Here is a 21,159-nt window from a genome sequence, read left to right as displayed (position 1 = left end):
GTAAGTCCGGCCATGCTTCCCGAAAGAGTACTGAGTTGCAAATGAGACCCACGCTCCCTCTGTTCGCCTGTTTGCTCTCGTGCACCTGCGTGTCGGCGCTGGCCGATACCTTCAGTGCCGCCATTGGCATGGATTATTCAAGTGGCGACTATGGTACCGGCACCACTTCGGAAATCTGGTATGTGCCGGTGGTCGGCAAGTATGAGAGCGGCCCCATGACCTACAAGGTTACCGTGCCTTGGTTGCGTATCACCAACCCCGAAGTCGGCCCCAATGGTGACCCCTTGCCCGGTGGTTGCCGAGACGTGGAAAGCGGGTTGGGTGACACGGTTGCCAGCGCCGCCTATGCACTGCTCGATGGTCGTGACGGCGGCCTGATGCTGGACCTGATCGGCAAGGTCAAATTCCCTACCGCTGATGAAGACCAGTGCCTGGGCACCGGCCAGTACGATTACACCACCCAGGTCGACATAGCCAAGGGCTTTGGCCCGGTCACCGGTTTCGCGACGCTGGGTTGGAAGAAGTTCGGTGACCCGCCCGATAGCGACTTCGATGACCCGGTATTTGCCAGTCTCGGCTTTGCCCTGCCGGTGGCGGTCGGTACTTCGGCCGGCGCCTCCTACGATTGGCGGCAGAAAGTGGTCTCGACCGGGGCGCAGATCAAGGAGCTTACCCTGTTCCTCACCCACAAGCTCAACCAGCAGTGGAAAGTCCAACTCTATGCAGTCAAAGGCTTCTCGGATGCCAGCCCGGATGCCGAGGGCGGCCTGATGCTGTTTCACACGTTCTGACAAAAAAGCCCCTGCGCCGGTCATTCCCTATGGAGAACGCCGGGGCAGGGGCTTTGCAGGCTTCAGCCGTTTTAGATGGGTTCAGCCCACAGGTCGTACTCGTCGGCATCCACCACACGGCAACGCACTTTGTCGCCTGGCTTGAAACCATGGTCGCCATCGATGAACACGCTGCCATCGATTTCCGGTGCATCGAAGAAGCTGCGGCCAACCGAACCTTGTTCCTCGACTTCGTCGATCAGCACGTCGATTTCCTTGCCGATGCGCAATTGCAGGCGGGCAGCACTGATGGCCTGCTGGTGGGCCATGAAGCGGTCCCAGCGCTCTTGCTTGACGTCGTCCGGTACTTCGGCCAGGCCCAGGTCGTTGGCCGGGGCGCCTTCCACCGGCGAGTACTGGAAGCAGCCCACGCGGTCGAGCTGGGCTTCGGTCAGCCAGTCCAGCAGGTACTGGAAGTCTTCCTCGGTCTCGCCCGGGAAGCCGACGATGAAGGTGGAGCGGATCACCAGCTCAGGGCACTGCTCGCGCCAGTTCTTGATGCGCGCCAGGGTGCGGTCTTCGAAGGCCGGGCGCTTCATCGACTTGAGCACTTTCGGGCTGGCGTGCTGGAACGGGATGTCCAGGTACGGCAGGATCTTGCCGGCAGCCATCAGCGGGATCACGTCGTCAACGTTCGGGTAAGGGTACACATAGTGCAGGCGGACCCAGGCGCCCAGGCTGCTCAGTGCTTCGCACAGCTCGAGCATGCGGGTCTTCACCGGGCGGCCGTTCCAGAAGTCGGTCTTGTACTTGACGTCGACGCCGTAGGCGCTGGTGTCCTGGGAAATCACCAGGATTTCCTTCACCCCGGCCTTGACCAGGCGCTCGGCCTCGCTCAGCACTTCACCCACCGGGCGGCTGACCAGCTTGCCGCGCATCGACGGGATGATGCAGAAGCTGCAGCTGTGGTTGCAGCCTTCGGAGATCTTCAGGTAGGCATAGTGGCGCGGGGTCAGCTTGACGCCCTGTGGCGGCACCAGGTCGATCAGCGGGTTGTGGTCCTGACGCGGCGGCACCACTTCGTGAACGGCGTTGACTACCTGCTCGTACTGCTGCGGGCCAGTGACCGACAGCACGCTTGGGTGCACGTCACGGATGCTGCCTTCTTCGACGCCCATGCAGCCGGTGACGATCACCTTGCCGTTTTCCTTGATGGCTTCGCCGATCACTTCCAGCGATTCGGCCTTGGCGCTGTCGATGAAGCCGCAGGTGTTGACCACCACCACGTCGGCGTCCTCGTAGGTGGGTACGACTTCATAGCCTTCCATGCGCAGCTGGGTCAGGATGCGCTCGGAGTCGACCAGGGCTTTTGGGCAACCCAGGCTTACGAAACCTACCTTGGGGGTGGCGGGCGTGGTGGACATGACTAACCTCGGTATTGAATACAGGTCGCCCGGCCGGAATCGGGGGCGAACTTGACGGGCGCTTTTGGCGCCTCTGATCAAAAAGTGCGCAATTCTAGCGAGCGCAAGGGCGCTTGACCAGCAGAAATACGACGAACGCTGCGCTATGCTTCGCGCCGTTGCGCCGGGGTACCTTCCAGGGCCTGGTGGCAGATTGATTACCAAGGGCCGTGAAGGCCGTTTGCGGGAGTGGTCGATGGTTCAGGCAAGCAGTCACGCTGAGGGCGGGCACGAGGGGAAGCAGGGTGCGTCACGGTCGGTGGGCCTGCTCGTGGCGGCGGTCGGGGTGGTTTATGGCGATATCGGCACCAGCCCGTTGTATACCCTCAAGGAAGTCTTTACCGGCGGCTACGGGGTGTCGGTCAACCATGATGGCGTGCTGGGGATCCTGTCGCTGATCCTTTGGTCGTTGTTGTGGGTGGTGTCATTCAAGTATGTGATGTTCATCTTGCGTGCCGATAACCAGGGGGAGGGCGGCACCATGGCGTTGACCGCTCTGGCGCGGCGGGCCACGGCGGCGTACCCGCGGCTGCGCACGCTGATGGTGATCTGTGGCTTGATCGGCGCTTCGCTGTTTTATGGCGACAGCATGATCACCCCGGCGGTGTCGGTGCTGTCGGCGGTGGAGGGCATGGGCCTGGCCTTCGATGGCATCGACCACTGGGTGGTGCCAATTTCGCTGGTGGTGCTGGTGGCGCTGTTCCTGGTGCAGCAACATGGCACTGAGAAGATCGGCAAGCTGTTTGGTCCGATCATGGTGACCTGGTTCGTGGCGCTGGGCGCGCTGGGTGTGCATGGCATCTCGCAGAGCCCGGAAGTACTCAAGGCGTTCAACCCGGGCTGGGCAGTCAACTTCTTCGTGGTGCACCCCGGTATTGGCGTGGCCATTCTGGGTGCGGTAGTGCTGGCGCTGACCGGTGCCGAGGCGCTGTACGCCGACATGGGGCACTTTGGCCGCAAGCCGATTGCCCGGGCCTGGTTCATCCTGGTGCTCCCGGCGCTGGTGCTCAATTATTTTGGCCAGGGTGCACTGCTGCTGCAAAACCCGGAGGCCGCGCGCAACCCGTTCTACCTGCTGGCGCCGGGCTGGGCGCTGCTGCCGTTGGTCGGGCTGGCCACCATGGCCACGGTTATCGCTTCGCAGGCGGTGATTTCCGGGGCCTTCTCCCTGACCCGTCAGGCCATTCAGCTGGGCTACATCCCACGTATGCAGATTCAGCACACCTCAAGCGACGAGCAGGGGCAGATCTACATTGGTGCAGTGAACTGGACGCTGATGGTGGGTGTGGTGCTGCTGGTCATCGGCTTCGGGTCCTCGGGCGCTCTGGCGGCAGCCTACGGGGTTGCGGTCACCGGTACCATGCTGATGACCACCATCCTGGTGTCCGCGGTGATGCTGCTGCTGTGGAAGTGGCCGCCGCTGCTTGCAGTGCCGATTCTGGTCGGCTTCCTGTTTGTCGACGGGCTGTTCTTCGCCGCCAACGTGCCGAAAATCGTCCAGGGTGGTGCCTTCCCCGTGTTGGCCGGTGGTGTGCTCTACCTGCTGATGAGCACCTGGAAGCGCGGCAAGCAGATTCTGGTCGAGCGCATCGATGAAGGTGCCCTGCCATTGCCATTGTTCATCAGCAGCATCCGCATTCAGCCACCGCACCGGGTCGAGGGGACTGCAGTGTTTCTGACGGCACGCTCCGATGCCGTGCCGCATGCGCTGTTGCACAACATGTTGCACAACCAGGTGTTGCACAGCCAGGTGGTGCTGCTGACTGTGGTCAGCGAAGACCGGCCGCGGGTACCGGAACATGAGCGTTTCGAGGTGGAAGCCTATGGCGACGGATTCTTCCGTGTGTTGCTGCACTTTGGGTTCATGGATGAGCCGGACGTGCCTGCCGCGTTGAAGCTGTGTCATCTGGATGACCTGGACTTCACGCCAATGCGCACTACCTACTTCCTCAGCCGCGAGACGGTGATCGCGTCACGGCTGGAGGGGATGTCGCGCTGGCGGGGCAACCTGTTCGCGTTCCTGCTGAAAAATGCCAACGGCAACTTGCGCTTCTTCAACCTGCCGTTGAACCGGGTGATCGAACTGGGGACGCAGGTCGAGATCTGAATGGGTTTGCACAGCAAGGGTCAGGGCCGCAGAGCGGCCCTGACCCTTGTCAGTTCTGTTCAGCTACGCTGGTCTTGCCCTGGCGCGTCTCGATCTCGCCAATCAAGCGCTTGGCGAGTGCCGGGTAGTTCTCGTCGAAGTGGTGACCACCAGGCAGTTTCAGGCGTTCACCCACTGCCGTCTTTTCCGTGCAACCGCTCTCGTCGGTTTCCTCGACGCCATATACGCACACGACCTTGGACGCTGGCAGCTTGGCCATTTCCGGCCCGGTTGGCGCTTCCTGGCCTTCCTTGCCCAGCCAACCCTCGACCTCGATCTCGAAGCTGCCACTGCGCGCAAAGGCTAGCAGCACCACCGCGTCGATACGCTGCTGGTCCTCGACGGGCAGGCGGTTGTAGATTGCCGGCAGCACGTCGGCGCCGAACGAATAGCCGGTCAATACGAAGCGCTTGGTACCCCACTTCTGCCGGTAGTGATGCATCAGCTCGGAAAGGTCGGCGGCGCTTTGTTCCGGGGTCTTGTGCTGCCAGTAGTAGCGCAGCGTGTCGATGCCCACCACCGGGTAACCCAGCTTGGCCATTTCCCCGGCCACGTCGCGGTCCAGGTCGCGCCAGCCGCCATCACCAGAGAGGAACAAGGTAACCGTGTCTGTGGTTTGCCCGGCCGGCACTTCGACCACCGGGATGGCCAGTGCGTTACCGTCGCGGCCGACCAGGGCTTGGGTCAGTTGCGCCTTGAGCACTTGTGGCAAGTGGATGTCGTAGTCGCTGATGCTGGTTTCGGCGTTGGCCTGGTCGCGCACGAAGGCGGCGCTGGCGTCATCCGGGTTGTCGTTCCAGGCGACGTTCCAGTGGCCATGGGCAGCCGATTTGGGCAGCGGTGCCTGGCAGTCAGGCTGTTCGAGGGTGAAGCCCACGGAAATGGCCCGCGCCTTGTCATCGTTCTGGCTGGCCAGCCAGCGCCAGGCCTGGGTGGCACCGGGGCCGATGCCGGCGACCAAGGTCGGTTTTTCCTGCAGTTGGGTCAGCGCCTGGTCCATGGCCTGTTGCTGCTTGCTGCAGTCGCCAGGCGGCAGAATCACCTGTACCAGCTGGGCTTCACCGGCCTGGCTCAGGTCGAGCAGTTGCTTGCCCGTCAGTGCCTGGTCTTGTGGCACGCCGATGGCCACCCGGGCCTTGGGGTGCACGCCAGGGGTAACACGGGTGATGCTGGTGTCATTGATGCTCATTTGCTCCAGGCGCGCCTCGGGAGCCGGGCGCGTCCACAGCCAGAAGGCCAGCGCACCACCCAGGGCGGCCAGCAGCAGGGGAACCAGCAGGTACAACCAAAAGCGTCGGGTCATCAGCGTTTCACCAATCCAGTCAGGCCGCCTGCAATCAGGGCGGCGGTGTCGGCCAGTGCCACCAGCGGGTCAAGCCCGGCTGGCACGGCCATGTAGCGGGGTTCCCAGTCCGGCTGGAACTTGTCCTTGAAGCGTCGAAGCCCCTGGAAGTTGTAAAGCTGTTCACCGCGGCGGAACACCAGCGAACCCAAGCGCTGGGTCAAGGGGGCGCCGCGCCTGGGTTGCAGGCCGGACAGCGGTACCATGCCCAGGCTGAAACGCCCGTAGTCATGGCTTTTGTAGTGCAGGATCAAGCCGATCATCATGAACTCCATGGTCAGCTTTGGCGCTTCGGGGTGCGCACGCATCAGGTCGAGGCTGGCCAGCTCGTTTCCATGGGTTTCCAGCAAGTTGGCGAAGGCTACCGGGCGGCCCTGGAAGCGAATCAGGGCTATGCGGAAGTGCTGCAGGTAGTCTGGGCTGAAGCGCCCCAGCGAGAAGCCTTTCTCGCGCACGTTTTTACCGCCGAGCCAGGCGTCGGAAATTTCCTTCAGCTCAGCCAACGGGGCGTGGCCGGGCTCATGGATCTCCAGGCTCAGGCCATCGCGTCCGCCGCGGTTCCAGGTGTAGCGCAGGTCTTTCATCTCCTTGCCTTTGGCTTCAAGGTCAAAGCGGCGCAAGTCGACCCGGGCTTCTTCACCGAGCTTCAATGCGGTCAGGCCGATGTCCATGTAGAACGGCAGGTTCTCCGCGCGTACCTGGTAGAACACGGGGCGTGCGTGGTGCAGGTCGCACAGGTCGCGGAACTGCCAGATCATCTCGGCGCGTTCCTGGGCCGGGCCTATCGGGTCGTACAGCGCCACCAGGCTGCGGCCGCGCCGGGCGTACATGAGGAACGCGTTACCACGCGGGTGGAACAGCAACGCCTTGTCGCCAGTCAGCGCCAAGCCGCCGTCGGGCTGGTCGGAGGCCTGCAGGATGCGGCTGGCGCGTTGCAGCTCTTCTTCATCGGGCAGGTGGATCACTGGCGGCGCTGTGCGCAGCAGCCACGTCAGTGCCACGGCAGCCAGCAGCAAGGCACTGCCCATGGCGGCGCGCAGGCCCCGTGGCGCGTCGGCATCGAGGGTGAACTGCCACCACAGCTGATGGCTGTAAGGCACATCCTGGTAGGCGAACAGCAGAAGCCACACTGATGCGCCCACCGTACAGGCGCTGGCCACCAGGAAAACCGGCGAGAAGGGCAGCTCCAGCAGTCGGCTGGGGCGATAGAACGAGCGGCGGAACAGCGCGAGCAGGGCGGCGGTAAAGGTCAGCAGGCAAGCCTCTTCCCAGTCAAAGCCCTTCAACAGCGACAGCAGGGCGCCGACCAGCAACAGCACGGTGGTCAGTAGCCAGGCGGCGGACAGGCGCCGGCGCAGGCCTTGGGCCAGCAGCAGGCATAGCACACCGATCAGGCTGGCGCCGAAATGAGAGGCGTCGATCAGCCGGTGTGGCACCAGGAAACCCATATGCTCCAGGCGCGTATCTATCTCGGGCGTGGCACCGGAAAAAAGCAGCACCACGCCGGACAGGAACACCAGAATCGACAGGATCGGTGCGGCCAGACCTGAAGCGGCCTTGATGGCCTGTTGCGCAAACAGCAGGCGTCGGGCTTCATTGGCCAGCAGCAACACGCAGGCCAGCAGCAGTGGCAGCACCACATAGATCAGCCGGTACAGCAGCAAGGCAGCCGCCAGCGGTGCGGCACCGAGCTGGTCGGCAAAGGCCGCCAGCAGGATCGCTTCGAACACCCCGACGCCGCCCGGTACGTGGCTGAGCACGCCCGCGGCCAAGGCCAGCAGGTACACCAGCACGAACGCGCCGAAAGGAGGGGCTTCGGGCAGCAACAGGTAGAGCACGGTGGCCGCCGCCGCCACATCCAGCGCGGTTATCAGCAATTGCAGGGCCGCCAGGCGTGCATCCGGCAGGCGAAGTGTGCGCCGCCCCAGTTGAACGAGCAGGTTATTGGCCGCCGGTTGCTCGGCCAGGCGTCGGCGGTACAAGCCAATTACCAGTAAGGCAGACACCACCAGCACGGCGCTGGCAACAGCTGCCAGCAGGCCGGGCGCCAACCCGAGCGCTGTCGAGGCCGCCGGCAGGTTGCTCAATGTCGCCAAGGCGGCCAGGGGCGGCAGCGCGCAGCCCAGTGACAGGCTGGCAAACACGGTCATGCGTGCGACTTCGCCAGCACCAAGCCCTTGCCGTGCGTACAGGCGATAGCGAACCGAGCCGCCAGAGAGCATCGACAGGCCGATGGCGTTGCCGATGGCAAAGGCGCTGAAGCCGCCCAGTGCCAGGCTGCGTGCTGGCAGTTTCACGCCCGCATAGCGGCTGGCCGACCACTCGTAGCCCAGCAGGATCACAAAGCCGATCACCGTTGCCAGCAAGGCGCCCAGCAATGACTGGGTGGGCACGCTGAGCATGGCATCGTGCAAGGCATAGATGTCCAGCTCGCTCAGCAGGTGGCGGCAGGCAATCAAGGCCATCGTGAACAGTAACAGGGTCACCATCAGGCCTATGGGCTGGCGGTAGCGACTCAGGCGTTCGAGTAGGGGCAGGCGCTGCACAGCACCGGGTAGCGCCGTAGCGAGTGGCACCGGAGGTTCGGGATTGTGCGAAGTCATGAGTTGCCCCGGGCATGCAGCGCGAGGTGAAGGAAAGGTGCGGCCAAGTGAAAGTCCCTTAGGAAAACGTATCCAATGTTACTCCGGCCTCAGGCGTTTGCAGCGGCCTGGCAGGGTTAAAGATAGTTCATCCTGGGCGCGACATCTCAAGCCTGCGGGTTGGCATGAGGGGAGGGAAAATCGAGGCGACGAAAGTCAGGGAGGTATAAAGCAACAAACCCCGCGCTGCTTTTACACAGGCGGGGTTTGTTCTGACGAATATGGTTGCGGGAGCCGGATTTGAACCGACGACCTTCGGGTTATGAGCCCGACGAGCTACCAGGCTGCTCCATCCCGCGTCAGTGGGGCGGATTCTACAGCGTGTGGTTTGTATGTCAAGCGCTAGGCTTTGATTTTTCGACGTTTTTTCGCAAATGCTTATCAGCAGGCAAAGAAAAAGGCCACTGTGTTAACAGTGGCCTTTTCTTGAATCTGGTTGCGGGAGCCGGATTTGAACCGACGACCTTCGGGTTATGAGCCCGACGAGCTACCAGGCTGCTCCATCCCGCGTCAGTGGGGCGGATTCTACAGCGTGTAGTTTATATGTCAAGCGCTAGGCTTTGATTTTTCGAGGCTTTTTCGGAAAAGCTTTTTAACGGGCAAAGAAAAAGGCCACTGCGTTAACAGTGGCCTTTTCTCGAATCTGGTTGCGGGAGCCGGATTTGAACCGACGACCTTCGGGTTATGAGCCCGACGAGCTACCAGGCTGCTCCATCCCGCGCCTGTGAGATCGAATTCTACGGATTTACGCTCCGATGTCAAGCAATTGTTTTGGAAAAACCTTTTTTGTTCAAACCCTTAGCGCTTCACATCCGTGTACAGCTCAGTCACGGCGGGGCTTTCAGGCCGATTATCGTGTAGCAAAGCAGGTGAGCTGTTTCAGAGGAGGGCGCATGCGATACTATCTGTATGAATTTACAGTGCTGACGGTCGTCCATGTCCTTGCGCAAGATCATCCACGTCGACTGCGATTGTTTCTACGCTGCGATCGAGATGCGTGATGACCCGCGCCTGGCCGGTCGCCCCATGGCGGTGGGGGGCTCGCCCGACCATCGCGGGGTAATCGCCACCTGCAACTATGAAGCGCGTGCCTATGGCGTGCGCTCGGCCATGTCATCGCGGCATGCGCTGAAGCTCTGCCCCGATCTGTTGATCGTCAAGCCGCGCTTCGAGGCCTACCGTGAGGCCTCGCGGGAAATCCACACGATCTTTCGCGACTACACAGAGCTCATCGAGCCTTTGTCCCTGGACGAAGCCTATCTGGATGTAAGCGACAGCCAGTGGTATTCGGGCAGCGCAACGCGCATTGCCGAGGATATACGCCGGCGTGTTGCCCGCACCCTGCATATCACCGTGTCGGCTGGCGTGGCGCCTAACAAGTTTCTGGCCAAGATCGCCAGTGACTGGCGCAAACCCAACGGGCTGTTCGTGATTACCCCAAACGAAGTGGAAACGTTCGTTGCAGCCTTGCCGGTGGCCAGGTTGCATGGGGTGGGTAAGGTGACGGCCGACAAACTGACGCGGCTGGGCATCGAAACCTGCCTGCAGTTGCGTGAGTGGTCGCGGCTGGCATTGGTGCGCGAGTTCGGCAGTTTTGGCGAGCGGTTGTGGGGGTTGGCGCGGGGGATCGATGAGCGTGCAGTGCATAACGACAGCCGACGCCAGTCGGTGAGTGTGGAAAATACCTACGACACCGACCTGCCAGACCTGGCCAGTTGCTTGGCGCGGCTGCCAGATCTGCTGGCTAGCCTGAACGAACGCATCGCTCGAATGGACAGCAGTTACCGGCCAGACAAGCCGTTCGTCAAGGTCAAGTTCCATGACTTCAGCCAGACCACCATGGAGCAAGCCGGGGCCGGCCGGGACCTGGAGAGTTATCGGCAATTGCTGGGGCAGGCGTTCGCCCGTGGCGGCAAGCCGGTACGCTTGCTAGGGGTAGGGGTGAGGTTGCGTGACTTGCGGGGCGCACATGAACAGCTGGAGCTGTTCCCGCCTAAATGAAAGGGGCTGCAATGCAGCCCCTTCTATTAATGCACGCCTGGATCCGCCACCAACCGGCCAGTGGCCTTGGTCAGCGACTGCAGGAACTCCTGTTGCAGCTCCGGATCGTTGCGGGTCAGCTCGATCAGGCTCTGTTCCATTTCACTGGCTTCCTCTTCAAGGCCCAGTTCGGACAGGCGCTTGACCCGGTGCACCCACTGGCCGACATCATCATCTTCGAGGTCATCGAAGATCAGCTCATGGGCTTCGAGCAGCTTATTGCGCAGGGTAGCGCTGACCAACAGGCTGGCATCGCCTCGTACCGCATTGTCCTCGTCAAGTACTTGCAGGTGCAGGGTGCCGACGTGGTTGAGGTTTTGCTCGGAGAACGGGCTGTCGAGCAGGTTCAGGCGCAGCACGCCGTTGCGGTCCGTGGTCAGCTCGTGGGTCATCTTGCCGGCCTTGACCTCGACCAGGCGCTCGCTCCAGGGCAGGCTGGTGGATTCCTCTCGCTGTCCTTTCTGCACTTCGCTGATCCCGGCCAGGTTCTGCTGGGCGCGGCCGTTGGATGGCACGTTCATGAACGGATTGAGCCCATCCACGCCATAGCTGAGCCAGTCGTGGGTGATACTTTGCGGCAGGTTGCCCAAGGCGAAGACGTTGACCACATTGGCGCCGACACCCGCCACCACGGCCACTGCACCCAGCGGGATCTCGTAGATCTCCCGCCAGGGTTGGTAAGGCGTGTAGCGGTCATAGCGACGGGTCACTTCGAATTCGGTCACTTCGAAGCGCTTTTGCTCATGCACGCGCACACGTCGCTGCGGAAGCTCCATCACCTTCGGCTCGCCGACATCGATCTGCAGGGTGTGCTCGAGCAGTTTGCGCTCGACGCGCTCCTCATGGTCGCTGCGCTGGGACATCTGGTTGGCGCAGCCGCTGACGAGCAGGGCGCCGCACAGTGCGGCGCCCCCAAGGGTAAAGGTACTTCGCTTGTACATGATCACTCGTGCATTGGTTATCAGCGGCGAACGCGGGCCTGCAGGAAGGTCAGCACTTCATTGAGCGGCAACGCCTGGGCGTCCTGCTCGGTGCGGTGCTTGTACTCCAGGTTGCCTTCGGCCAGGCCGCGATCGCTGACGACGATGCGGTGTGGGATGCCAATCAGCTCCATGTCGGCAAACTTGATGCCTGGGCTGGTCTTCTTGTCGCGGTCGTCCAGCAGCACTTCGAAGCCGGCAGCAGTCAGTTCGGCGTACAGCTTGTCGGTTGCCTCACGGACCACCTCGGTTTCATAGCGCAGCGGCACCAGAGCGATCTGGAACGGGGCCAGGGCGTCGTTCCAGATGATGCCCTTGTCGTCATAGCTCTGCTCGATGGCCGCGGCGACCACGCGGGAAACGCCGATGCCGTAGCAGCCCATCGACAGAACCACCGGCTTACCGTTCTCGCCCAGTACTTGGCATTTCAATGCCTCGCTGTACTTGGTACCCAGCTGGAAGATGTGGCCCACTTCGATGCCGCGCTTGATCACCAGGGTGCCCTGGCCGTCCGGGCTTGGGTCGCCTTCGACCACGTTACGCAGGTCGGCAACCTGTGGCACCGGCAGGTCGCGTTCCCAGTTGACGCCGAAGTAGTGCTTGTCGTCGATGTTGGCGCCAATGCCGAAGTCGCTCATCAGGGCAACCGAGCGGTCGATGATGATTTCCAGTGGCAGGTTGAGCGGGCCGAGCGAGCCGGCGCCGGCGCCAATGGCGTCGCGCAGTTCGGCTTCGGTGGCCATGACCAGCGGGTCGGCAACCTGTTCCAGCTTGGTGGCCTTGATTTCGTTCAGTTCGTGGTCGCCACGGACGATCAGGGCAATCAGCTTGCCCTCTTCGGCACCGCGTACGATCAGGGTCTTGACGGTCTTTTCGATCGGCAGGCCGTGGTTTTCCACCAACTGGGCGATGGTCTTGGCGTTCGGGGTGTCGACCAGGCGCAGCTCCTCGGTAGGGGCAGGGCGCACGGTTTCACGCGGGATAGCCTCGGCTTTCTCGATGTTGGCGGCGTAGTCGGAGCTGTCGCTGAAGATCACGTCGTCTTCGCCGGACTCGGCCAGCACGTGGAACTCGTGCGAGTAGCTGCCACCGATCGAGCCGGTGTCGGCCTGCACAGGGCGGAAGTCCAGGCCTAGGCGGGTGAACACATTGCTGTACGCCTGGTGCATGCGGTCGTAGGTTTCCTGCAGGGAAGCCTGGTCGGCATGGAACGAGTAGGCGTCCTTCATGATGAACTCGCGGCCACGCATCAGGCCGAAGCGCGGGCGGATTTCGTCACGGAACTTGGTCTGGATCTGGTACAGGTTGAGCGGCAGCTGTTTATAGCTGGACAGCTCGTTACGGGCCAGGTCGGTGATCACTTCTTCGTGGGTAGGGCCGACGCAGAAGTCACGCTGGTGGCGGTCTTTCAGGCGCAGCAGCTCAGGGCCGTATTGCTCCCAGCGACCGGATTCCTGCCACAGCTCGGCGGGCTGGATGCTCGGCATCAGCACCTCCAGGGCGCCGGCGGCGTTCATTTCCTCACGCACCACGGCTTCGACCTTGCGCATTACCCGCAAGCCCATCGGCAGCCAGGTGTACAGGCCGGAGGCCAGTTTGCGGATCATGCCGGCACGCAGCATGAGCTGATGGCTGATGACCACTGCGTCGGCAGGGGTTTCTTTCTGGGTGGCGAGCAAATATTGACTGGTGCGCATGGTTAGCCGTGTCGATTGCCTAAGACGTTGAAATAGCCCCGCATTGTACGGGGGGGAAACGAAGGCGTACAGGATGCCCCAGGGCGTGACACTTGTCAGCCAAGAAAAAGCCCGGCGTGATTGCCGGGCTTTTTCAGGTGCGGGGCACTGCAAGCCAGGCTTACAGGATGCTCAGCGGGTACTCCACGATCAGGCGCAGTTCGTCGATCGATGGGGAATCGTAGTAGACACCATCGGAAGAACGGTAGGTGGCTTGACGCACGCGGAAGCTCAGGTCTTTCGCCGGGCCTTCCTGCAGCACGTACTTGATGTCGACGTCGCGTTCCCATTCTTTGCCGTTGGTGGTGCCGGCGACGTTGGCGTCGGAACCGCGTACATAACGGGTCATGAAGGTCAGGCCTGGAATGCCGTATTCGGCAAAGTTCAGGTCGTAGCGAGCCTGCCAGGATTTCTCGTCTTCGGCGTTGAAGTCGGAGCGGGCCACGGAGTTGGCCAGGAAGATGGTGCCGCCACCGTCGATACCATAACCATAGTCGCCGTCGCCGGTGACTTTCTGGTAGGCCAGGGTGAAGGTGTGAGCGCCGATGTTGTAGGCGCCCGACAGGCTGAACGCGCGGTTGTCCAGCTTCTCGCCATCGAATGCGCGGTACTCGGCAGAGCCTTCGCTCTTGGTGTCATAGATGTTGAAGTCGAACACCAGGCCTTGATTGTCGGAGATTGGCAGCGCCCAGTTTACGTTGGCGTAGTATTTGCGCCAGTAGTCTTCAACCTTCGAGTAGTACAGGCTGGTGCTGAGGTTGTCGGTGAAGGCGTAGGTGCCGCCGACCACGTTGGCTTCCTTCAGGCCGAAGCTGTCGCGGTTGGTTTGTTCCTGGGCAGTCAGGCTGGTGAAGTGACCAGCGTGCAGGGTCAGCCCTTCGATCTCGTTGCTGGTGATCAGGGTGCCCTGGGCGATTTCTGGCAGCAGGCGGCTGTCATCGGTGGCGAAGACCGGCAGCGCGGTGAACTGGTCACCCACTTTCAGCACGGTGTCGGAGATGCGGAATTTGACCGCGCCGCCGCCCTTGGAGTAGTCATCCTGCGAACGGCCGTCGGAACCGGTCGGGAACAGGCCGGTACCGGCACGGCCCTTGCCGCTGTCCAGTTTCAGGCCGAGCATGCCGATGGCGTCGACACCTACACCCACGGTGCCTTGGGTGAAGCCGGACTCGAAGGTGCCGACGAAGCCCAGGCCGGTTTCTTCGCGACGGCTCTGACCGCCTTCGTTGTTGCGGAAGTCACGGCTGAAATACAGCATGCGGGTCTTGACGCTCAGCTTGCTGTCTTCGATGAAACCTTTGGACTCGTCCTGTGCCGAGGCCATTGCCAACTGCGAGGTCCCTGCCGAAACGGCCAGGGCGATCATGCTCCACTTCATCACGCGCATCGTGATTTGCTCCTTTGGTTTTTAGGAAGAGTACCGCTGCGTCCAAGTCTTTTAGTTATATGGGGCAGCTCTTTCTTGTTATGTCGGCGAAAATGTATAGCACGCAGACTGTTGTTGGCGATATGGCTATAAGCACTCTTTGCGGAACTTTTTCACCGTGTCGCTTTTAAGTATTTCCATGTCGCAAATCACGCCCCGGTGCAGGGGCCGTATAACCTCAGCGCTGTTCCTGTCACCGTAATGAATCGGTAATTGCCGATTCCGGTTGAGGAAACTCCCTGGTCACCCATGTCGCTATTGTTATTTGTCGCGTACAGCTGCCACTGCAGATGTCGTGCCGACTTGGCGTGAAGGGAATGCAACAAGCGTGCTCAAAATTCGCAACAGTTCATGAAATTTTCACAAAACCTGCTACCGAGGGTCGGGAAGTCCCGTAAACGCGGGGCGAAGGCTGCTTGTGTGATTTGTGCGATCGAGAATCATTAGAAATTAAAAAGTTGCCTTTAGAGTCAAAGTGTTACCGCAACTTGTTCATCCAGCGTCGTTTGTGGGGTGGTCAGTGTGGGAGGGGCGGGCAGGTGGCCTCATTTTGGTGCGAAAAGTAGCGCTGTGTTACCGGGAGTGTGCAAGGTATCCTTGCTGGCCTGTTTTCCGCCTGAAGCGGGATGGTATTGCCTGAAGGAGATATGCCGTGTTCGTCCTCGATTCGCGTTTGCAGCAGGATTCGCTGGTGTTGGGAGAGTTTTCGCTGTGCCAGTTGCTGCTGAGCAAGGATGCCAATTACCCATGGTTCATTCTGGTGCCCAAGCGCGCTGGTGTCAGTGAGCTGTTCGAGCTGGATGCGGCAGAGCAACAGCAGTTGTGGCAGGAAACCACCTTGTTGGCAGAAGCGCTGAAGGCCAGCTATGGGGCCGACAAGATGAACGTGGCTACCTTGGGCAACGTGGTCAGCCAGTTGCACATGCATGTGATCGTGCGCCAGCGCGACGACGCCGCGTGGCCGGCACCGGTATGGGGCAAGTGTGCGCCTGTGGGCTACACCGATGATCAACTGCAAGCCGTTCGCCAGCGCCTGCGCGGGCTACAACTTGCTGGTTACCAAGAGGCCTGAGATGACACTGGAAATGCGGATGGTCGAACTGGAAACCCGTCAGGCGTTTCAGGATGACGCTATCCAGGCGCTGAATGACGTGGTGGTGGAGCAAGCGCGTGTGATCGAGCGGCTGCAATTGCAGATGGCCGAGCTGATCAGGCGCCATGAAGAGATGGTTGGCCAGTATGGCAGCGAAGGGGAAGAGGCCCCGCCTCCTCATTATTGAGTTGTTCCCGGCTGCTATCGCCGGCAAGCCAGCCCCCACAGGTATGATGCTGCCTTCAGGTGCAGCACGGCCCTTGTGGGCGTTGGCTTGCCGTCGATAGCGTCGGCCGGTCAGCCGTTGGTCAGCGGCGGGTTACTGCAACCACGTCTTCGGCCTGCAGGCCCTTGTCGCGGTGCATCACCGAAAACTCCACGCGCTGGCCTTCGACCAGAATGCGGTGGCCCTCGCCGCGGATGGCCCGAAAGTGCACGAAAATGTCATCACCCGAGTCTCGGGAGATAAAACCAAAGCCTTTCGATGTGTTGAACCATTTGACGGTGCCGGTATCACGGTTGCCGGCATCTTGTGCCACGTGTTGACTGCCGCGTGCCTTGCGCGGGCTGCGGGCAAAGCCCACGGCCAGATGCAGGGCCACGGCCAGCGCCGCACACACCAGGGCTGCCAGGTTGCCCATTTCCGGGCGGGCCAGTAGCGTCAGGGTCTGCAGCACGACGGCGACCACCAGCAGGGCGCAGGCCAGGTGCTGCAGTTGTTGCCGCGCGCCGCGATGATACAGCGGCACGACCGGGGCCAGCACCAGATTGAGCAGGCCGAGAAGGGCCAGGTAGACCGCGTCGGGTTGCTGCAGGAAGGGTGTCGCATCGGTTTTCAGGCTGGGTATGAGCGATAGCAGCAAAGCTGCGACGCCCGTCACCAGATGGACGATCTTGAACATGGGGTTGGCTCACTGTTGATAAGGCCGATCACAGGAAGAGCTGGCAGCACGGTGCGCATGAGATATAGAGCGCGAACACGTGGCAGGCCAGCCTATGCACCCGGCAATGACAGTCCGCACGGGTGGCACAGTGCCTATTTAACAGTAAAGCCACAGCCTACTCAAACCGCGGGCCGCCCAGTGGCGATGTATTGCGCCATGTCACATGCGGGATGCGACAAGTGTTGCTACAGTGGTCGGCGCCCGCTTGAGTCTCAAGCCTTATGGAAAGGGGAGCTTCATGGCAATCGATATCGGTATCAGTGAAGAAGATCGCAAGTCCATCGTCGATGGGCTGTCCCGCCTGTTGTCGGATACCTACGTGCTGTATCTGAAAACCCATAACTTTCACTGGAACGTCACCGGCCCGTCGTTCCGCACCCTGCACCTGATGTTCGAAGAGCAGTACAACGAACTGGCGCTGGCAGTCGATTCGATCGCCGAGCGCATCCGTGCCTTGGGCTTCCCGGCACCGGGTTCGTATGCATTTTATGCACGGCACTCGTCGATCAAGGAGGAGGAAGGCGTCCCCCCGGCAGACGAGATGATCCGCCAGTTGGTTCAGGGGCAGGAGGCCGTGGTACGCACTGCGCGCAGCATTTTCCCTGTGGTGGACAAGGTCAGTGACGAGCCGACCGCCGACCTGCTGACACAGCGCATGCAGGTACACGAGAAAACCGCCTGGATGCTGCGGGTACTGCTCGACGGCAAGTAACCGTTGCTCAAGGCGGAAAGCTTGCGCAACCTCTGTGGGAGCGGGCACGCCCGCGAACACCGGCGCAGCCGGTGCCCACCATTCATCGGCAGCCGCCTGCCAGGTGCAGTGCGTTATACCTTGGTCGACGGGCACCTCTGCCACAAGGCCTGAGTAACCCCTGTGGGAGCGGCCTTGTGTCGCGATAGGGCCGCAAAGCGGCCCCAGCAATCTATGCATGATGCCGAGATCCTGGGGCCGCTGCGCGGCCCTTTCGCGACGCAAGGCCGCTCCCACAGGCTCCGCCTGGCAATCCGGTATTTGCGAAGGAACATTTTGCCGCTGCTTTAAGCTCGCCCGTCAGCGCTTCATAGGCCACCTGGTACCTGTGACGAGGAAGTGTGGCGCATGATGCAAGCGAGCAAACGTATGGCTGGCCAGGGCAGCTGGCCAGGAAAACAGTGCATCGACCCGTTCAAGGCGGACTTCGACATGTTGCAGACGCAGCCGGTGTCACGTTCGGTGCGGCTCAACGGCTTTTCTACCTGTTTGCGCCTGGAGGCTGTCTACTGGGGTATCCTTGAGCGCATCGCTGCCGCCAACCGTTGTTCGGTCAGTGCGGTGTTGTCCTACGTGGACCGTGAAGTGCACCTGCGCCAGGGCGGAGTGCGCAACTTCAGCGGGCTGATCCGGGTAATCTGCGTGGCGTGGCTGCAGGACCCGCCAAGTGTGCGCTGATCGCCAGGCGGGCTGCGCAGTGCTTGCTAACCATATATAATCCCGCTTTTTGCTGCCCCCCGGCAGCCAGCGTTATGGTTGACGAGAGACACCCATGCCCCTTTATGACTATCAATGTGCGTCCTGCGAGCACCGCATGGAAGTGCTGCAGAAGATCAGCGCCGCGCCGCTGACCGATTGCCCGGCCTGTCAGGCGCCGGCACTGAAAAAGCTGCTGTCGGTGCCAGGCTTTCGCCTGAGCGGTAACGGTTGGTACGAAACCGACTTCAAGACCGGGGCGAAAAAGAATCTGGCAGGCGGCGACAAGGCCGACTGAGTTGAATGCTGTGACCGGGTCTTGCAGTATTAGCCCTCCGGGCGGCCAAGGCCTCCACCGAATACACGAATCACGAGAAGCGAAACCACCATCATGATGCGCAGCCATTATTGCGGCCAACTGAACGAGAGCCTGGACGGCCAGGAAGTCACCCTTTGCGGCTGGGTCCATCGTCGCCGCGACCACGGCGGGGTGATCTTCCTCGACATCCGTGACCGCGAAGGCATGGCCCAGGTCGTGTTCGACCCGGATCGCGCCGAAACCTTCGCTGCTGCCGACCGTGTGCGCAGCGAATACGTCGTGCAGATCACCGGCAAGGTCCGCAAGCGTCCTGAAGGTGCAGTGAATGCCAACATGGCATCCGGTGCCATCGAGATCCTCGGCTACCAGCTGAACGTGCTCAACGAAGCGGAAACCCCGCCGTTCCCCCTGAACGAATACTCCGACGTCGGCGAGGAAACCCGCCTGCGTTACCGCTTCATCGATCTGCGTCGCCCGGAAATGGCCGACAAGCTGCGCCTGCGCTCGCGCATCACCAGCAGCATCCGTCGCTTCCTCGACGAAAACGGCTTCCTCGACGTCGAAACCCCGATCCTCACCCGAGCCACGCCGGAAGGCGCGCGCGACTACCTGGTGCCAAGCCGTACCCACGCCGGTAGCTTCTTCGCCCTGCCTCAATCGCCACAGCTGTTCAAGCAGCTGCTGATGGTCGCTGGCTTCGACCGTTACTACCAGATCGCCAAGTGCTTCCGTGACGAAGACCTGCGTGCCGACCGTCAGCCGGAATTCACCCAGATCGACATCGAGACCAGTTTCCTCGATGAAAGCGAGATCATGGGCCTGACCGAAAGCATGATCCGCAAGCTGTTCAAGGAAGTGCTCGACCTGGAATTCGGCGAATTCCCGCACATGACCTTCGAAGAGGCCATGCGCCGCTACGGCTCCGACAAGCCAGACCTGCGTATTCCGCTGGAGCTGGTTGACGTTGCTGACCAGCTGAAGGATGTCGACTTCAAGGTGTTCGCCGGCCCGGCCAACGATCCGAAGTGCCGCGTTACCGCCCTGCGTCTGCCAGGTGGTGCCAGCATGCCGCGCAGCAAAATCGACGAGTACACCAAGTTCGTCGGTATCTACGGTGCCAAGGGGCTGGCCTACATCAAGGTCAACGAGCGCGCCAAGGGCGTCGAAGGCCTGCAGTCGCCGATCGTCAAGAACATCCCTGAGGCCAACCTCAACAACATCCTCGATCGCGTTGGCGCCGTAGACGGTGACATCGTGTTCTTCGGTGCCGACAAGTTCAAGGTAGTCAGCGAAGCCCTGGGTGCGCTGCGTATTCGTCTGGGTCACGACTTCGAGCTGCTGACCTGCGAGTGGGCGCCGATGTGGGTCGTCGACTTCCCGATGTTCGAAGAGAACGAAGACGGCAGCTTCACTGCATTGCACCACCCGTTCACCGCGCCGAAGTGCACCCCGGAAGAGCTCGAGGCCAACCCGGCCACTGCCCTGTCTCGTGCCTACGACATGGTGCTGAACGGTACCGAGCTGGGTGGCGGTTCGATCCGTATCCACCGTAAAGAGATGCAACAGGCGGTATTCCGTCTGTTGGGTATCGAGGCAGAAGAACAGGAAGAGAAGTTTGGCTTCCTGCTCGACGCTCTGAAGTTCGGGGCACCGCCTCACGGTGGCCTGGCGTTCGGTCTGGACCGTCTGGTCATGCTGATGACCGGCGCTCAGTCGATCCGTGAAGTGATCGCGTTCCCGAAAACCCAGAGCGCCGCATGCGTCATGACCCAGGCCCCTGGCATGGTCGACGCCAAGGCCCTGCGCGAGCTGCACATCCGACTGCGCGAACAGACCAAGGTCGAGTAAGCAGTCCCCGGGCGCATCCACATGGATGCGCCTTTGCGTTTCGACGCAGGTATTTTCCCGTCCCGCCCCGTCATGGGGCGGGGCTGTTTGTGATTCAAAGGATTCGGAGTCGTTATGGCTGGTCATTCCAAGTGGGCGAACATCAAGCACCGCAAAGAGCGCCAGGATGCCAAGAGGGGCAAGGTCTTCACCAAGTGGATCCGCGAACTGACGGTCGCTGCCAAGCAGGGTGGCCCTGATCCGGCATCCAACCCGCGCCTTCGCCTGGCGCTGGACAAGGCGTTGGGCGCCAACATGAGCCGCGACATCATCGATCGTGCCGTGGCCCGTGGTGCTGGCACCAATGAAAGCGACAATGTCGAAGAGCTTAGCTACGAAGGTTACGGCCCGGGTGGCGTGGCGATCATGGTCGAAGCCATGACCGACAACCGCAACCGTACCGCCGCGGCCGTGCGCCATGCCTTCACCAAGTGTGGCGGCAACCTGGGTACTGACGGTTCTGTGGCCTACCTGTTCGAACGCAAAGGCCAGATCAGCTTTGCTCCGGGCGTGGAAGAGGACGCGTTGATGGAAGCGGCAATGGAAGCCGATGCCGACGACGTGGTCGCCAACGACGACGGCTCCTTCGACGTGTTCACCTCGTTCAACAGCTTCTATGCCGTGCGTAATGCCTTGGAAGAGGCTGGCTTCAAGGCCGCTGACGCGGAAATCGTCATGCAGCCGACCACCAGCGCCGAACTCGACCAGGACGGTGCCGAAAAGGTGCTCAAGCTGATCGACATGCTCGAAGACCTGGATGACGTGCAGAACGTTTACTCCAACGCCCAGATTTCCGATGAGATCATGGAAAACCTCGGCTAAGGTGATTTGGCATTTTGTGCCAACTCTGAGCGTTTGATAGCGCCTGTGCCGGCCCTTTCGCGGGTAAACCCGCTCCTACAGGTATTACGCCCATTTCAAATG

17 protein-coding genes, 3 tRNA genes and 1 pseudogene are annotated in these 21,159 nt (G+C 61.4%); 11 read left to right on the top strand and 10 right to left on the bottom strand.

Going from position 1 to position 21,159, the window contains the following annotated elements; genetic code table 11:
- Positions 1 to 41 precede the first annotated feature (41 nt).
- Positions 42 to 791 (top strand): hypothetical protein, encoded by a 750-nt coding sequence (locus tag V6093_RS11655; RefSeq protein ID WP_012051465.1) that lies wholly within the window; start codon positions 42 to 44, stop codon positions 789 to 791.
- A gap of 71 nt (positions 792 to 862) precedes the next feature.
- Here the strand turns inward: V6093_RS11655 and rimO are convergent, their stop codons facing one another.
- On the bottom strand, positions 863 to 2,194 hold the full coding sequence (gene rimO / locus V6093_RS11650; RefSeq protein ID WP_108078123.1) for a 30S ribosomal protein S12 methylthiotransferase RimO: 1,332 nt from the start codon (positions 2,192 to 2,194) through the stop codon (positions 863 to 865).
- Positions 2,195 to 2,429: 235 nt separating this feature from the next.
- Between rimO and V6093_RS11645 the strand changes: the two genes are divergently transcribed.
- Positions 2,430 to 4,340, top strand: coding sequence for a potassium transporter Kup (locus tag V6093_RS11645; protein ID WP_012051466.1), 1,911 nt, complete (start codon positions 2,430 to 2,432; stop codon positions 4,338 to 4,340).
- Positions 4,341 to 4,389: 49 nt separating this feature from the next.
- Here V6093_RS11645 and V6093_RS11640 read toward each other — a convergent pair whose 3' ends face one another.
- From V6093_RS11640 to V6093_RS11620, 5 genes are all read right to left on the bottom strand, one after another.
- Entirely contained in the window at positions 4,390 to 5,682 is a 1,293-nt protein-coding gene (locus V6093_RS11640; protein WP_014861198.1) for a virulence factor family protein, read from the bottom strand.
- The gene (gene mprF / locus V6093_RS11635) at positions 5,682 to 8,324 is read right to left on the bottom strand and encodes a bifunctional lysylphosphatidylglycerol flippase/synthetase MprF (protein ID WP_003254792.1); all 2,643 of its coding nucleotides are present in this window, start codon (positions 8,322 to 8,324) and stop codon (positions 5,682 to 5,684) included. The genes V6093_RS11640 and mprF overlap by 1 nt, the downstream gene beginning before the upstream one ends.
- A 261-nt stretch (positions 8,325 to 8,585) precedes the next feature.
- Positions 8,586 to 8,662, bottom strand: a tRNA-Met gene (locus V6093_RS11630).
- 134 nt (positions 8,663 to 8,796) lie between these two features.
- Positions 8,797 to 8,873: transfer RNA gene (locus tag V6093_RS11625), tRNA-Met, on the bottom strand.
- A 134-nt stretch (positions 8,874 to 9,007) separates the two neighbouring features.
- Positions 9,008 to 9,084: transfer RNA gene (locus tag V6093_RS11620), tRNA-Met, on the bottom strand.
- Positions 9,085 to 9,305: 221 nt separating this feature from the next.
- On the opposite strand from V6093_RS11620, the gene dinB reads away from it, so the two are divergent.
- On the top strand, positions 9,306 to 10,364 hold the full coding sequence (gene dinB / locus V6093_RS11615; RefSeq protein ID WP_167398639.1) for a DNA polymerase IV: 1,059 nt from the start codon (positions 9,306 to 9,308) through the stop codon (positions 10,362 to 10,364).
- A gap of 26 nt (positions 10,365 to 10,390) precedes the next feature.
- On the opposite strand, the gene V6093_RS11610 is transcribed toward dinB, so the two are convergent.
- From V6093_RS11610 to V6093_RS11600, 3 genes are all read right to left on the bottom strand, one after another.
- Positions 10,391 to 11,344, bottom strand: coding sequence for a hypothetical protein (locus V6093_RS11610; protein WP_003254789.1), 954 nt, complete (start codon positions 11,342 to 11,344; stop codon positions 10,391 to 10,393).
- A gap of 20 nt (positions 11,345 to 11,364) precedes the next feature.
- On the bottom strand, positions 11,365 to 13,080 hold the full coding sequence (locus tag V6093_RS11605) for a proline--tRNA ligase (protein ID WP_004575745.1): 1,716 nt from the start codon (positions 13,078 to 13,080) through the stop codon (positions 11,365 to 11,367).
- A gap of 160 nt (positions 13,081 to 13,240) precedes the next feature.
- Entirely contained in the window at positions 13,241 to 14,506 is a 1,266-nt protein-coding gene (locus tag V6093_RS11600) for an OprD family porin (protein WP_012051471.1), read from the bottom strand.
- Between the two features lie 691 nt (positions 14,507 to 15,197).
- On the opposite strand from V6093_RS11600, the gene V6093_RS11595 reads away from it, so the two are divergent.
- Positions 15,198 to 15,617 (top strand): HIT domain-containing protein, encoded by a 420-nt coding sequence (locus V6093_RS11595; RefSeq protein ID WP_003254786.1) that lies wholly within the window; start codon positions 15,198 to 15,200, stop codon positions 15,615 to 15,617.
- 1 nt (position 15,618) lies between these two features.
- Entirely contained in the window at positions 15,619 to 15,825 is a 207-nt protein-coding gene (locus V6093_RS11590) for a SlyX family protein (RefSeq protein WP_003254785.1), read from the top strand.
- A gap of 121 nt (positions 15,826 to 15,946) precedes the next feature.
- Here V6093_RS11590 and V6093_RS11585 read toward each other — a convergent pair whose 3' ends face one another.
- The gene (locus V6093_RS11585) at positions 15,947 to 16,540 is read right to left on the bottom strand and encodes a cold-shock protein (protein ID WP_003254784.1); all 594 of its coding nucleotides are present in this window, start codon (positions 16,538 to 16,540) and stop codon (positions 15,947 to 15,949) included.
- Between the two features lie 280 nt (positions 16,541 to 16,820).
- Between V6093_RS11585 and V6093_RS11580 the strand changes: the two genes are divergently transcribed.
- From V6093_RS11580 to V6093_RS11555, 6 genes and pseudogenes are all read left to right on the top strand, one after another.
- On the top strand, positions 16,821 to 17,294 hold the full coding sequence (locus V6093_RS11580) for a Dps family protein (RefSeq protein ID WP_003254783.1): 474 nt from the start codon (positions 16,821 to 16,823) through the stop codon (positions 17,292 to 17,294).
- 78 nt (positions 17,295 to 17,372) lie between these two features.
- Positions 17,373 to 17,447 (top strand): annotated as a pseudogene (locus V6093_RS11575) (dihydroorotase); the annotation flags it as partial.
- A 234-nt stretch (positions 17,448 to 17,681) separates the two neighbouring features.
- Entirely contained in the window at positions 17,682 to 18,011 is a 330-nt protein-coding gene (locus V6093_RS11570; RefSeq protein ID WP_003254778.1) for a ribbon-helix-helix domain-containing protein, read from the top strand.
- Positions 18,012 to 18,105: 94 nt separating this feature from the next.
- On the top strand, positions 18,106 to 18,327 hold the full coding sequence (locus V6093_RS11565; protein WP_003254776.1) for an FmdB family zinc ribbon protein: 222 nt from the start codon (positions 18,106 to 18,108) through the stop codon (positions 18,325 to 18,327).
- 93 nt (positions 18,328 to 18,420) lie between these two features.
- Positions 18,421 to 20,196 (top strand): aspartate--tRNA ligase, encoded by a 1,776-nt coding sequence (aspS, locus tag V6093_RS11560; protein ID WP_004575741.1) that lies wholly within the window; start codon positions 18,421 to 18,423, stop codon positions 20,194 to 20,196.
- A gap of 114 nt (positions 20,197 to 20,310) precedes the next feature.
- Entirely contained in the window at positions 20,311 to 21,057 is a 747-nt protein-coding gene (locus V6093_RS11555; RefSeq protein WP_003254770.1) for a YebC/PmpR family DNA-binding transcriptional regulator, read from the top strand.
- The last annotated feature ends 102 nt before the right edge of the window (positions 21,058 to 21,159 follow it).

It is taken from the genome of Pseudomonas putida group bacterium ESBL64 (assembly GCF_045277175.1).
Taxonomy (GTDB): Bacteria; Pseudomonadota; Gammaproteobacteria; order Pseudomonadales; family Pseudomonadaceae; genus Aquipseudomonas; species Aquipseudomonas alloputida.
Note: the sequence above shows the minus strand (reverse complement) of the source record. Positions and strands in the feature narration are given on the sequence as shown.